The organism is Pseudoduganella sp. RAF53_2 (assembly GCF_052113985.1).
Taxonomy (GTDB): Bacteria; Pseudomonadota; Gammaproteobacteria; order Burkholderiales; family Burkholderiaceae_D; genus Rugamonas.
Map to the genome: position 1 here is coordinate 1 of NZ_JBFRDW010000088.1, position 12,869 is coordinate 12,869.

Sequence of the window (12,869 nt, forward strand, 5' to 3'; positions counted from 1 at the left end):
GTTCGACAGTCCGGAAGCCAACAAGGCCAATCTCGACTACCTGCAAGGCTTGCTCAAGCAGCGCAATGTAACGCACCTGATCCTCGTCACCAAACTGAATGCGGACGCTGAAGTGAAGTTCAGCCGCAGCCACGAAAGCACGGGGCGCTTTGAAGGCCTGGGCTTCTACCTCGACAACGGTGTCGAGATTACCGAAGACGCCACGGGCCAGTTCGGCCGCGGCATCATCATGCCCTTTGCTTACGTGAAGCTGCGACTTATTGATGCCTCCACCATGAAGGTAGTGAAAGAGGTTTATCAGAAGCAGAGCTGCACCATCGGCAATATGAAAGGCGAGAACGGGCTGTATGCCTGGAACGCCATCACGTCCGATGAAAAAGTGCGCAATATGGAGAGCCTGCTGAACGCCGCGATGGAGAAAGGCGTGCCGCAGCTGCTGGCGAATTAAAGCCAGCGTGTACAATCGCGGCTTCGATTCATTCGCAAGCCCTCATGCCTCAGACCATCGCCGCGCCGGTTCATCATGAACTGGTGATCAAGAAAAGCCGTTTCATTGCCTGCGTCCAGCCCATGGCCGACCGCGCGGGCGCGCAGGCGGTGGTGGCTGAACTCAAAGCGCAGCATCCTGGCGCGGCCCACGTTTGCTGGGCCTTGCTGGCAGGCGGACAATCCGCCGCTGTCGATGACGGCGAGCCAAGCGGCACTGCAGGCCGTCCCATGCTGGATGTGCTGCGCCATCAGGATCTGGAAGGCGTGCTCGCCACCGTGGTGCGCTACTTCGGAGGCGTGAAGCTGGGTGCGGGCGGCCTGGTGCGCGCCTACACGGACAGCGTGGCGCAGGCCCTGCTCGCTGCGGAGAAAATCGCCATCATCAAGCAGCGCACGCTGTGCTGCATTCTTCCCTACGCGCTGGAAGGCACCGTACGCCGCGAGATTGAAGCAGCAGGCGGCGTGCTGGGCGAAGTGCAGCATGGCGACGATGTGGCGATTGAGTTCATCATTGCGGACAGTGCGGCGAGCGCGCTCACGGCGCAGCTGAACGAAGCCTGCCACGGCCGTCTCAGCTGGCGCAGCGAAGACTAGCTGTTAGCGGTACTTCTTCGGTTGCTTGCGGCGCGTTGCGACATTCTGTTCGCGCAAAATCGCGTCCACGCGTGCCGACGCTTCGCGCGACAATTCCTGCGCCACCGCGATATCCGGGAAGTATTCCGGCAAGCGGTAACCCAGCCAGGCATAGGCCGAGTACAGGCGGCAGGCATCTTCCACTTCCTGCAAACTCTGGTAGTACAGCTCATCGTGCTGCCGCTTCAAGTGCGTGACCTTCTTGCGCGACAGCGCCAGCGACCACTGTTCCCACGCATGCTGCAAGGTCAGCACCTTGGTCGACACAGGCACCAGCGACATCGTAAATTTTTCAGCCACTGACAGCGGAAGCGTGTCCAGCCACGCGGCGCGGCTGGATTGCTCTTCCGTGATGCGCGGGAAGAAGAAACCATCCGGCACATCGATATTGTGGACGAAGCGCTTCAGCAGTTTCGCCAGCGCGGTTTCGCCCGTCACAGCGGAGATGCGGTGCAAATGCTCCAGCGTCGGCGCCACCGAAAAACCACTGGATGGAATTGGCGCCAGCTTCTCCTTCAGCAGCGAGCGCATGACCTCATGCGACTCATGATCGAAGCCCGCCACATGGCCTTCTTCGTGAATGCCGTAGCGCCCTGCCCGGCCGGCGATCTGCTTGGCCAGCGCGGCGGAAATCTCTTCCTCGTCATAGCCGTTGAACTTGACGGTGGTCGTCATCACCACGCGCTGGATCGGCAGATTCAGGCCCATCGCAATGGCATCCGTGCCGACCACGATATCGGCCTGCCCTTCGCGGAAGCGTGCCGCCTGTGCACGCCGCACTTCGGGCGACAGGTTGCCATACACGGTCGCCACGCTCATGCCCAGCTCAGTCACCAGGTCGCGCCACATCAGTACATCGCGGCGCGAGAAGGCAATCAGCGCATCGCCGCGCTTCAGATTGCGCAGATTACGCACGGAAGACGGTTCCATCGCCAGCGGCGCCTTGCGCTTCAGCACATGCACTTCCAGCGGACATTCCAGCCGCTCCGCCAGCGCCTCGATAGCCTTGCGCGCTTCCGGCGCTCCGACCAGATAGACGGTGCGCGCCGGTGCGCCGCACACGGCCGCCGTCCACGCTGCGCCGCGCTCCGAGTCGGCCAGCATCTGAATCTCATCGATCACTGCCACTTCCACCGGCGTACGCGCATCCATCATTTCAACCGTGCTGGCGACGTGGGTGGCGCCTTCAACGATGCGCCGCTCCTCGCCCGTAATCAGGCTCACTGCGGGCAGCTGCTCCGACAGACGCTCGTAATTTTCCAGTGCCAGCAACCGCAAAGGGGCAAGATAGATGCCGCTGGCTGCTTTCGCCAGCGCCTCTATCGCCTTGTGCGTCTTGCCTGAATTGGTCGGTCCCAGCACGGCGATAAATTTGCGCGGCAGACGCCGCGCGACCTCGAAGGAAGCCGGATATTCGGCCAGATTGATACTCTGCTTGGTGCGCTCGGCATGGCGCTCTTCGCGCTGACGCTCAACGGCATGCTCCATGCGCTGGCGCACGCGCTCGAACACAATACCGGCCGGCTCCGAGCTCTCGCCTTCCGCAAGCGTGCGCAGGAAGGGCGCTGGATTCAGGCCGTACTCCTCGCAAGCCTCATCCAGTTCAACCACGAAGGACGCCACCTCATCCCGCAGCTGGCGCACGGCGCGCTCATTGCCCCGTTCCCGCAGCAGCGCCGCGCGGCCCTCGTCATCCAATTTGCGCCACTTGGACGGCTTGGCCAGCACGCCCTGCTCCGGCACCAGCGCATAGGACACGCTTCGCCCGCCCGCCTCCACGCTGCCGGACATGCGCAGGAACACGCGCCCTTCCATCTTCACCAGACCAATACCGCGCTCCGCCAGGCCGGTTTCGCGCAGCAGTTGCTCATCCTGGTCCATATTCTCATTCGTCGTCATGGCGCGAGTATAGCGGCTGGCCACCCGACGCACGGCGAACACCAGTTTTTCTTTGTCTTTTGGAAATATTTCTGGTACTTTGTAATGGACAGTCGATTTAAATGGGCCTGGTTTGAGAGACGATTCCCCCTTCTCCGGCGTGCAGCTGGACGCGATTTTGGCGTCCCTGCCTGATCCGGCTTTCGTGATTACACGCAGCGGACGCTATATCGCCGTTTTCGGCGGGGCGGACGCGCGCTATTACCATCGCGGCGACAGCCTGATTGGCAAGTCGATTCACGAGGTGCTGGCGCAGGAAAAGGCGGATTGGTTTGTGCATGAAGTCAGCCTGGCGCTGGAGAAGCGCTGCCTGCATATCGTCGAATACAGCCTGGCCTCCAGCGACCTGAAAGGCTTGAACACGGACGGCCCTACCGACACCCTGTGGTTTGAAGGACGCGTGCAGGCGCTCGCCTTCCCTGTCCAGGGCGAAGACGCCGTGCTGTGGGTGGCCAGCAATATCACCGCCCGCAATGAACTGGAAACCAAGCTGCGCACGCAGAGCGAGATCGATCCTCTCTCAGGCCTGCTGAATCGCCGCAAGCTGATGCAGATGCTGGCCGAGCACTTCGAGATGTTCGCCCGCTATGGCACGCCCACTTCGCTGATGATCTTCGACATCGACCACTTCAAGCGCGTGAACGACCAGCACGGCCACCTGGTGGGCGACAAGGTAATCGCCGCCACGGCCGATGTTTGCCGCCACGAGCTGCGCGCCACCGACGCCGCGGCGCGTCTCGGTGGCGACGAATTCGTGGTGCTGATGCCGCATACGACCTGGGACCATGCCGAGCCGATCGCGGAACGTCTGCGCATCCGCATCGCCAACACTCTGTGCACCATGGGACTCGACTGCCTCGCCACCATCAGCGGCGGCTTGAGCGAGCTGGCCCAAGGCGACGCATCCGGCGAAGATGCGCTCAAGCGCGCCGACGACGCGCTGTATCAGGCCAAACGCCTGGGACGCAACCGCATCATCGTCAGGAACTGATTTGCTGTAGCAGGCCTAATCGGTCGGCCTGCATCCACGCCCGCCAGATCTTCCCATCCTTGAACTGATACAGCACATTGGCCGTCTGCGTCACGCGGCGGCCAGTAGCAGGATGTCCCTGGAACGGACCGTTGTGCGTTGCTTCGAAACGCCAGCGCACGGCCACACGGTCGCCTTCGCCGAACAGATCTTCGATTTCGAATCGCACGTCAGGGAAACCGGCCAGCACGGCGGCCACGCCGTCTGCAAACGCGGCCAGTCCCTTGTCGCCCGGACTGGCGAGGAAATCGGATGCGCACAAGCGGTCCAGCAGCGCCAGGCTGCCTTTGTTAAAGCCTTCTTCGAACAGTTGGCGGATAACGCTCTTGTGGTCGGACATGCTTGCTCCTTGCAGTGGTTGGTTTGTGATAGGCTAAAACCTCAACTTAACTTCAGGTCAAGGACTTTTATGCCCAGGCTCGATCCCGCCGACATCGGTCGCCAGCTTTCCGTCGGTGAAGTGGCCGAACGTGCCGGCGTTGCGGTGTCGGCGCTGCATTTCTATGAAGCGCGCGGCTTGATTCAGAGCGTGCGCAATGGCGGCAACCAGCGCCGCTATGTGCGCGAAGTGCTGCGCCGCGTCGCGGTCATCAAGGTGGCGCAGCGCATCGGCATCTCGCTGGAGGAAATCGGCGTGGCCCTCGCCTCTTTGCCGGAAGGCCGCACGCCTGACGCCCACGATTGGGCACGGCTGTCGAAAGGCTGGCAAAAGGAACTGGATGCCCGCATCGCCCGCCTGCAAGCCTTGCGCGACCAGCTGGACGATTGCATCGGCTGCGGTTGCCTGTCGCTGGGCGCCTGCAAGCTGCGCAATCCTTTGGATACGCTCTCCGAAGAAGGTCCGGGGCCGCGCCGCATTGTCGTGGAATAAATATTATTGGCCTGCCCACCTTGAAATATTGGTCAGGCCAATATAAGATGGTCTGACCAAACCAGAAGCCCAAACCTGGTGTCTGCCACGCCGTGGCAGACACCTGCCTCACGCCTTTGGTTCTCCCACGCGACCTCGGCCAATCCCCTCGGCCCTCGTCTCAATGGCAGTGGACACGCGAGGTGTCCACATCGCATTGCCGGTCATTCAAAACCATCGGAGCACACAATGAAAAAAACCATTATGGAGACTATGGTGGCCGCTGCTATTCTGGCCACCGGAGCAGCACATGCTTCACCCCTGCCCCTGCAGGATGCCGTCATCACCGCCAGCTACAACGGGGACGCCTCCGCCATGCTGGGCCTCGACCACCTGTTCGCCGCCGAACCCGGCTCGAACACCACCGCCCTTGATCCCACCAATACCGGTGTCGAATTCCTCAGCGCCGACAACCTGTTCGCCTTCGATTTCGATGCCAGCGGCCTGCTGACCATTTACAGCAACGGCAGCATCACGCCGGGCAGCTATCACTTCCACTTCGACTTCGGCAGCACGCTGGCGAATCCACTCACCGCCTTCACACTGGTGGACGACAGCGCCATCAGCGGCATGCCTTTGCTGCAGCTGGCCGCGGACGGCAAATCGATCGACGTCGATGTCAGCTCGGTTGGCTGGAGCAGCGACTTCGCGGCCTTCACCGCACAGCTGGATGCCGCTTCCGTACCGGAACCGGGCAGCACCACCCTGCTGCTGGGAGGCCTCGGCGCCATGACGCTGCTACGCCGCCGCCAGTCGCAACGCTAAGCTCCGCGCGCAAGCAGGCCTGCGGCTGCGTGCCGCGCCTGTCGCGCGCCTCGCAAACTGATACGGGAGAACACAATGGAACTCAGAGGTTTCAGGGCCGCTTGCCGCTTGGCGTCGGCCGCCCTGCTCATGCTGTCCTGCAGTGCGCACGCGGCAACCGACCCGGCGCGCCAGACCGCACCGGCCGATGGCTGGGCATCGCAAGCCGGGGGCACCGCCGGCGGCTCGGCGGCGGCCACGTCGCAGATCTACACCGTCGCCAACCGCGCGCAACTGGTCGCGGCCATCAACAACGCCGGCGCCAATCCGAAAATTATCAAGCTGTCCGGCACCATCGACATGACCGAAGGCGTGCCGTATGCGAACACGGGTGACCAGGCCATACGCGGTGCGGTACGCCTGCGCAGCAATACCACGCTGATTGGCGATGGCCCCGGCGCAGGCCTGATCAATGGCCACATCCTGCTGACCAACGTCTCGCAAATCATCATCCGCAATCTGAAGATCGTCAATCCCTGCGACGTCGGACCGGTCTGGGACCCGACCGATGGCGCCACCGGCAACTGGAACTCCGCCTATGACGGCATCGGCATCTCCGGCTCCGATCACATCTGGGTCGACCACGTGACCTTCACCGACGTACCAATGACGGACAATCTGTCGTCCATCGAGAACGGCGTGCTGAAACAGTGCCACGACGGCGCACTGGACGTCACCAATGGCTCCGACTACGTGACCGTGTCCTACAACGTCTTCGGCGAGCACCACAAGAACAATCTGATCGGCTCCAGCGACACCGCCACCGGCGACGAAGGCAAGCTGCGCGTCACTTTCAGCAATAACGTGTTCCGCGACGTCTCCAGCCGCGCGCCGCGTGTGCGCTTCGGCCAGGTCCACATGTTCAACAACTACTTCGTGGGCAGCACCACGGCGCCGGTGTACGACTACCTGTACAGCATTGGCGCAGGCTACAACGCGAAGATCATCTCGCAGTCGAATGTGTTTGAAGTCGGTGGCGCGCGCGGATGCGGCGATATCGTCATCAATCCCGGCGGCGCCGCAACAGGAGCCTTCAAGGACACCGGCTCGCTGCTGAATGGCACCCTGCTCGGCGGCTGCACCATTTCCAGCAACGTGACCTGGACGCCACCATATGCCTTCAGCGTGCGTCCCACGGCGCTGGTGAAAGCCAACGCGCTGGCGCAGGCAGGCGGCGGCAAGCTGACCACCACCATCACCGGCACCGGCGACACCAGCAGCACGCCAATCCTCACCCTCACCTGTCCAGCAACGGGCCTTTACTTCTGCGACGACTTCCAGAGCGGCAGCTCCGCCAATTGGGACTTGCTGCCCGTCGCTGGCCCCAACGGCAGCTTCAGCGTCAAGGCAGAAAGCGTCGGCGCCGTCAACCAGATCATACAGTACACCGCGGCAACCACCGGCGGCGTGCTCGCGCTGCTGAAGTCCACTTCGATGGCGAACGTGCCGTCCGGTGACTACTTCGTTGAAGCGCGCATCAAGCCGCAGACCAACAGCACTACCAGCAACAAGCTGCTCTACCTGGTCACGCGCTACGTCAACGCCAGCAACTGGTATGGCGCAGGGCTGAATGTGCAAAGCAGCACCAGCAGCACCCAGGTCGAAATCGCGAAAATGCTGAACGGTACGCTCACGCGTCCCAAGCAAGTGAAGAAGCCGATCAATATGGATGCGCAGTTCTACACCGTGCGCTTTGAAATGATCGGCAGCACGCTGACCGTCTATCTCGATGGCGAAGCGCTCGGCTCCGTCACCGACACCGCCTTCACCGCACGCGGACTGGTTGGCCTGTACACCGCCAACAAATCCTTCCAGATCGATGACGTGCGCATCGGCGATCCGCATCTGAAACCCTCGCAGCTCACGCTGAATCCGGCCACCACCAGCTATGTCGCCGAAGCGGGCGACACCCCGCTGCAGCTCGCCGTCACCGCCGTGAAGCCGGACGGTTCGGCCGACACCTTCAGCGCCAGCTCCAGCAATCCCGCTGCCGTGGCAGTCGCCATCGACAACAATACGCTGACGCTCACCCCGGTCGGCGCAGGCACTGCCAACATCGTGCTGACCAGCGACAGCGATCCAACCCTGATGCGCACCATCTCCGCCAACATCGGCGCGCAGTTCATTCAGCCGACGCAGACTTATCTGCTGAACGGCGTTGCCAGTCCTGCTGCGGCGCTTGGCAATGCCCAGGTGGATGCATCGCTGCGCCTCGTGTTCGACAGTCAGCCAGCACTGGGCGCAAGCGGCACGATCCGCATCTTCCGCAAGTCCGACGATGTGCTGGTGGATGTGATCAAGACCAGCGGCGAGACTGATGAACTGGGCTATCCAGGCCAGACCGCAATCCGCAAGGTGAACACCTCTCCGATCACGATCAGCGGCAACACCGTCACCATCAAACCGCACAGCGGCAAGCTGGCGTATGGCACCGATTATTACGTGGCAATCGCCAACGGCGTGTTCACCGGAACTTCGCTGGGCGGCACGCCATTCGTCGGCATCGGCAAGCTGGGCGACTGGTCCTTCACCACGCGCGCCACAGCGCCAGCGGGGCCGGATCTTGTGGTCGGCGCAGATGGCGATTTCAGCACCGTGCAAGGCGCGCTGAACTTCCTGATGCAGAACGTGGCCAAATCCACGCCCGCCACCGTCACCGTGAAGAACGGCGTGTACCAGGAGCTGCTCTATCTGCGCGGCAAAGACAACATTACGCTGCGCGGCGAAAGCCGCGACGGCGCCGTAATCCAGTACACCAACAACGACACACTGAACACCGGTTCCGGCGGCAGCCAGGCGCCCGGTGCCGGGGCCGCAGCGGCTGGCGGCCGTGCCGTGTTCCTCGTCGAATCCGCCGATATGCTGACGCTCGACACGCTCACAGTACGCAACACCACGCTGCGCTCGCCGTCCATCTCGGCGCAAGCCGAAACGCTGTACTTCAACAACGACGCCGGCCGCCTCATCGCGCGCGACGCCAGCTTCTTCAGCGAGCAGGACACGCTCAATCTCAAAGGCTGGTCCTGGTTCTATCACACGCTGGTGGCAGGCAACGTCGACTTCATCTGGGGCTCCAGCCGCGCCGCCCTGTTTGAAGAGAGTGAAATCCGCTCTGTGGGCGATACGTCCAACGCCAGCAGCGGCGGCTACGTCCTGCAAGCGCGCGTGCAGGCAGCGGCCGACAAAGGCTACGTCTTCCTCAACAGCAGCCTGACGCATGGCCCCGGTCCCGGCCCGCTGCATGGCGACGTGCCGGCTGGCGCGACCTACCTCGCGCGCAGCTCCGGCAGCAGCACGGTGTGGGACAACATCGCCTTCATCAACTGCAAAATGGATAGTCACATCGCAGCCGCCGGCTGGGCCGGACTAGGCGTGAACGGCCAGCCGGCGCCGAATCCCGCCGTACCGACTGCCGCCAGCGGCTGGCGCGAATACGGCAGCACGGACCTGCTGGGCAATCCGCTCAATCTGTCCACGCGCGTGGGTGGCTTCCAACTCAGCAGTTCGGATGTGGCAGCCGGCTTTGCCAACCGCGCCCAGATTTTCGCTGGCTTTAATAGCGGCGCTGGCTGGAATCCGTAAGTCAACTCAGCGGTTGAGCCGCCGTGCTTGCGGCGCTCAACCAATGAGCGCAAAATGCCCCGATGCATGCAGTCTCAATGGAGGATGCCATGGACGGGGTTTTGCCTGATTCAAACCACCATGTCGCACCAGGCGACATCCTGCTGCTGAGCAGCCGCGGCGCGCGCGGCCGGGGCAGCCTGCTGGCGCAAGCCATTGACCGGCGCAGCAGCCGCCGCTTCAGCCATGTTGCGGTGGTGCTGAACGACAAAATGGTGGCGGAGGCCATGCCGCATCACGGGGTCACCTTGCGCCACTGGCAGGATCTGCTTGACCATGTGGACCTTTCCACCAGCCGCGTTGCCCGCAATCAGAAACTCGCGCACGATCCCGAAGCGGGACCGCGCATCATGCAGCACGCCACCCTCTTCTACAAACAGCGCTTTGACGTGCAAAGCCTGGTGCGCTCGGAATCGCCGGAAGACGCGGCGCCCTGCTGCCAGTTTGTAGGCGATCTTTACGACGATCTGCAACTGCAAGCCAATGGCGACTGGCCGCAGGCAGTCGCCAGCCACACGCGCGAAGGGGCGTGGCGGCAGTTCAAACTGTCGGAATACGGCTTGGCACAGCCGCAGCATCCGCTCGGTGCAAGCCTCTACGCGAATCACCACGACGATGCGTTCAGCGCAAACGTGCCGCCTGCTTTGGTTGAGAACATGCGCACCCAGCGCGCCGCCTACCAGTTCGCGGCACGCCAGCGTGAACTGGCGCTGGCAATCGCATCCTGCTCGCGGCAACTCAAGCCGCTGGGCGATGCCTTCGGCGCAGTGTCCCCCGCCGGCGCGGAATCGCCGCTGAGTGGCGGCACGCTGGAAGCCCAGTGGCGCCATCTTTTCCTCGACTACCATCCCGGCATTCCCGGCTTCCTGCACATGCAGGGCGAAGCGGGCGACCACCTGCCGCAACTCAAGCGCTATGCACACGCAACCGGCGAGCTGCTCTCGCTCTCGCATCTGCTGCAGAATGCGGTGACGGTGTTCCGCGAACTGACCGCCACCGCGCATCAGCTTTCGCATCAGGGCAAGGCAGGCGTCTTGCAGATGGAAATGCTGTGCACTCACTGCGAACAGCTGCTGGAGTGCGGCGATGCTCTGTGCGATGACGAGCAGGTCGAAGAAGTGCTGATGCGTATCCAGAACTATCCCGTCCTGCACGACGAGCTAATGGAACTGGACGACGCCGATGCCGAAGTTGCGGCGCTGGCCTCATCCAGCCTGGTCGCCCTCAGCGAAGCGGACCTGGTCCGCCTGCACTGGCTCAGCGACCTGCGTCCCCATCTGTTGAAAGCTCAGCCCCGCTTGCGGGAGATTCTTGAGCTGGTGCGTTAATTCAGGCCGGCATAGACCATTCGCGTGAACTGATCGCCGTTGAAGACGAACTGGCCCCATTGGGCATCGAAGGCGGCGGTCGGTTTGGCGGCGACGATTTCTTCTAAGGACTTGCCCTGCTTTTTCAAGGCGGCCACATTGTTGCGCACGGCAACCAGCATGTCGCGGAATTCGATCAGCTTGGCGCGGTTTGCGACATCGCCGTGGCCGGGAATCACGATGGTGTGCTCCGTCGTGCGTTCGACCGCCTTGTTGGCCCACTTGATCGCGCCATCAATGCTGCCACCGTCTTCGTTGTCGATGTACGGGTATTTGTTGTTCCAGAAGGTGTCGCCCAGCGCCAGCACATCTGCATCCTTGAAGTAGACCCACAGGTCGCCATCGGTATGGCCATCGCCGACGTTCTTCACTTCGACCTTGGTTCCTGCAAACGCGATGATCTTTTCATGATCCACCAGCAGCGTGGGGCGCGCTGCTGCAGGCACCGGATCGAAAGTCCAGTTCCAGGCATTCACATGCGTGGTTTGAGTCAGATGCCTGAAGGTGTTTTTCTGCGCGACGATGGTGGCGCCCGCCTCATGCAGCCATGCGTTACCATTGGTGTGGTCCCAGTGCCAGTGCGTGTTCACAACGTATTTTGGCGATGCCGCGCCCATCTGCAGAAGCGCGGCCTGCAGTTTTTCTTTCGACTTGCTGATGCCTGCGTCGACCAGGAATTTGCCTTCCCTGCCGTTCAGGACCGTGACGTTGCCGCCTGAGCCCATCAGCACGGTGATATTGCCGCGCAAGGGCTGCGCGACGAGGTCGGTGTCCGCGCGCTTCAAGTAGCGTGCACCTGCTCCGGTATGAAAATAGTCGTCTTGTGCGAAAGCCGGGGCCGAGACAAACAAAGCCGCTACCAGCAGCGCCGGCAGTTTGAAGCGTGTGTTCATGTTTGGTTACCTATCCATATGCGAGCAACCATTATGGACGCAGCCATGGAGTGGCAAAGTCAGTCCGTTGCGGCAATTCCTGCCAAGTTGCAGCGCGTTTCCGCCATCGGTCTACAGAACAATTCCGTTCGCGGACGCGGGCTCTTCCGGGAGATCGCTCTTCTCGCCCAGCATGTCCATCAACTCGCGTTCGATTTTCCGGCATAGCTGCGCCATCGGCACGTCATTGGGATTCCCTTCGAACGGATTCTCCGTGCCCTCGCCAACCTGCTCCAGCGCGAGATACATCCACGACACCATCGCGCTGAACGGAATGACCAGCCAGATCAGCTTGTCGTGCATGACACCCGATATGGTGGCGTTCACCTTTTCGAACTCCGTCAACACGCCGAAAGGCAGCAGCAGGCAAAAGGTGCGGACAAAGAGCCGATGGGTGACCTCGTATTGCCGGGGATAGGGATAATCCTTGATGCGCTCGGCGCGTCCCTGCAGATTGAAGAAGCCTCTGATCGCTGCCAGCAGCTCCATGTAGCAGGAATTGCTGATCTCTCCGGCATCAAAGAGCCGCTTGATCACTGCCGCCTGCGTACCGAGCAAGCGGCTCGGCTTGCTCGCGGCTTGGTCGAGCGCGTCCAGTTCGGCCGGTGACAGATAGCGCGCCAGTACCTCGTTCAATGGCGTCTCCCACTCCGGCACCCGGTAATATTTACGGTATTCCGCGTTGGACGCTTTGCTCACCGTCTCCCAAACCTTCGGAGTTCTCAACTGATAGCGCAGCGCCGTCAGCCATGCGCAATGCCGGAGAATCAGTTCCCGTCCGCTCGTCACTGCTGACGGAAAGTCCCGGCTCATGACGCCCAGACTGCGGCTGCTGTTCAGGATGTCCGTCCAGATCTGCTGCGCCTCCAGCGCCCGGCTGTAAGTCTGCACATTCCTGAAGCCGACGATGAAAGATGTCGCCGTGCCCAGCAAGACCACCACCGAAACCGGAATTGCCAGCCATCTCACGTCCAGGAACTGATAAAGAAGAACAGGCACCGAAGCGCAGACGAGCGAGGCATAAAGCAGCCGTCTCGACCAGACCATAAACTCGAATACTCTGTACGATTTACCCAGGTGCATGGCACATCTCGCAATGACGAAGTGGTTCGCGGAGGCCTCGCTGTTGACAGGCCGTTAATGAT

11 protein-coding genes are annotated in these 12,869 nt (G+C 62.0%); 7 read left to right on the forward strand and 4 right to left on the reverse strand.

Annotation, left to right across the window (positions count from 1 at the left end):
* Together AB4Z11_RS07740 and AB4Z11_RS07745 are read left to right on the forward strand one after the other, a co-directional pair.
* Positions 1–448: hypothetical protein (locus AB4Z11_RS07740; RefSeq protein ID WP_442024076.1), on the forward strand; the 448-nt coding region annotated here is incomplete at its 5' end.
* Between the two features lie 44 nt (positions 449–492).
* Positions 493–1,083, forward strand: a complete 591-nt coding sequence (locus AB4Z11_RS07745; protein WP_442024078.1) for an IMPACT family protein — start codon at positions 493–495, stop codon at positions 1,081–1,083.
* A gap of 3 nt (positions 1,084–1,086) precedes the next feature.
* Here AB4Z11_RS07745 and AB4Z11_RS07750 read toward each other — a convergent pair whose 3' ends face one another.
* On the reverse strand, positions 1,087–3,021 hold the full coding sequence (locus AB4Z11_RS07750) for a helicase-related protein (protein ID WP_442024096.1): 1,935 nt from the start codon (positions 3,019–3,021) through the stop codon (positions 1,087–1,089).
* Between the two features lie 112 nt (positions 3,022–3,133).
* Between AB4Z11_RS07750 and AB4Z11_RS07755 the strand changes: the two genes are divergently transcribed.
* A complete protein-coding gene (locus tag AB4Z11_RS07755) occupies positions 3,134–4,051 on the forward strand; it encodes a GGDEF domain-containing protein (protein WP_442024080.1) in 918 nt (305 codons plus the stop codon).
* Here AB4Z11_RS07755 and AB4Z11_RS07760 read toward each other — a convergent pair.
* The gene (locus tag AB4Z11_RS07760; protein ID WP_442024082.1) at positions 4,041–4,430 is read right to left on the reverse strand and encodes an ester cyclase; all 390 of its coding nucleotides are present in this window, start codon (positions 4,428–4,430) and stop codon (positions 4,041–4,043) included. The genes AB4Z11_RS07755 and AB4Z11_RS07760 overlap by 11 nt on opposite strands.
* Before the next feature lie 69 nt (positions 4,431–4,499).
* Here AB4Z11_RS07760 and soxR point away from each other — a divergent pair, with 69 nt between their 5' ends.
* From soxR to AB4Z11_RS07780, 4 genes are all read left to right on the forward strand, one after another.
* Positions 4,500–4,961 carry a redox-sensitive transcriptional activator SoxR gene (soxR, locus tag AB4Z11_RS07765; RefSeq protein WP_442024084.1) on the forward strand — a complete coding sequence of 154 codons (462 nt, stop codon included), beginning with the start codon at positions 4,500–4,502 and terminating at the stop codon, positions 4,959–4,961.
* 228 nt (positions 4,962–5,189) lie between these two features.
* On the forward strand, positions 5,190–5,765 hold the full coding sequence (locus AB4Z11_RS07770) for a PEP-CTERM sorting domain-containing protein (protein ID WP_442024086.1): 576 nt from the start codon (positions 5,190–5,192) through the stop codon (positions 5,763–5,765).
* Between the two features lie 75 nt (positions 5,766–5,840).
* Positions 5,841–9,386, forward strand: coding sequence for a pectinesterase family protein (locus tag AB4Z11_RS07775; RefSeq protein WP_442024088.1), 3,546 nt, complete (start codon positions 5,841–5,843; stop codon positions 9,384–9,386).
* An 89-nt stretch (positions 9,387–9,475) separates the two neighbouring features.
* A complete protein-coding gene (locus AB4Z11_RS07780) occupies positions 9,476–10,753 on the forward strand; it encodes a hypothetical protein (RefSeq protein WP_442024090.1) in 1,278 nt (425 codons plus the stop codon).
* Here the strand turns inward: AB4Z11_RS07780 and AB4Z11_RS07785 are convergent.
* Together AB4Z11_RS07785 and AB4Z11_RS07790 are read right to left on the reverse strand one after the other, a co-directional pair.
* Positions 10,750–11,685 carry an MBL fold metallo-hydrolase gene (locus AB4Z11_RS07785; RefSeq protein WP_442024092.1) on the reverse strand — a complete coding sequence of 312 codons (936 nt, stop codon included), beginning with the start codon at positions 11,683–11,685 and terminating at the stop codon, positions 10,750–10,752. The two genes, AB4Z11_RS07780 and AB4Z11_RS07785, sit on opposite strands and share 4 nt — an antisense overlap.
* Before the next feature lie 111 nt (positions 11,686–11,796).
* Positions 11,797–12,807 (reverse strand): bestrophin family protein, encoded by a 1,011-nt coding sequence (locus AB4Z11_RS07790; RefSeq protein WP_442024094.1) that lies wholly within the window; start codon positions 12,805–12,807, stop codon positions 11,797–11,799.
* Positions 12,808–12,869: the final 62 nt, after the last annotated feature.

Coding starts and splice junctions, on each gene's coding strand:
- AB4Z11_RS07775 (WP_442024088.1), top strand. CDS start 5,841: ATGGAACTCAGAGGTTTCAGGGCCGCTTGCCGCTTGGCGTCGGCCGCC.
- soxR (WP_442024084.1), top strand. CDS start 4,500: ATGCCCAGGCTCGATCCCGCCGACATCGGTCGCCAGCTTTCCGTCGGT.
- AB4Z11_RS07780 (WP_442024090.1), top strand. CDS start 9,476: ATGGACGGGGTTTTGCCTGATTCAAACCACCATGTCGCACCAGGCGAC.
- AB4Z11_RS07745 (WP_442024078.1), top strand. CDS start 493: ATGCCTCAGACCATCGCCGCGCCGGTTCATCATGAACTGGTGATCAAG.
- AB4Z11_RS07770 (WP_442024086.1), top strand. CDS start 5,190: ATGAAAAAAACCATTATGGAGACTATGGTGGCCGCTGCTATTCTGGCC.
- AB4Z11_RS07750 (WP_442024096.1), bottom strand. CDS start 3,021: ATGACGACGAATGAGAATATGGACCAGGATGAGCAACTGCTGCGCGAA.
- AB4Z11_RS07760 (WP_442024082.1), bottom strand. CDS start 4,430: ATGTCCGACCACAAGAGCGTTATCCGCCAACTGTTCGAAGAAGGCTTT.
- AB4Z11_RS07785 (WP_442024092.1), bottom strand. CDS start 11,685: ATGAACACACGCTTCAAACTGCCGGCGCTGCTGGTAGCGGCTTTGTTT.
- AB4Z11_RS07790 (WP_442024094.1), bottom strand. CDS start 12,807: ATGCACCTGGGTAAATCGTACAGAGTATTCGAGTTTATGGTCTGGTCG.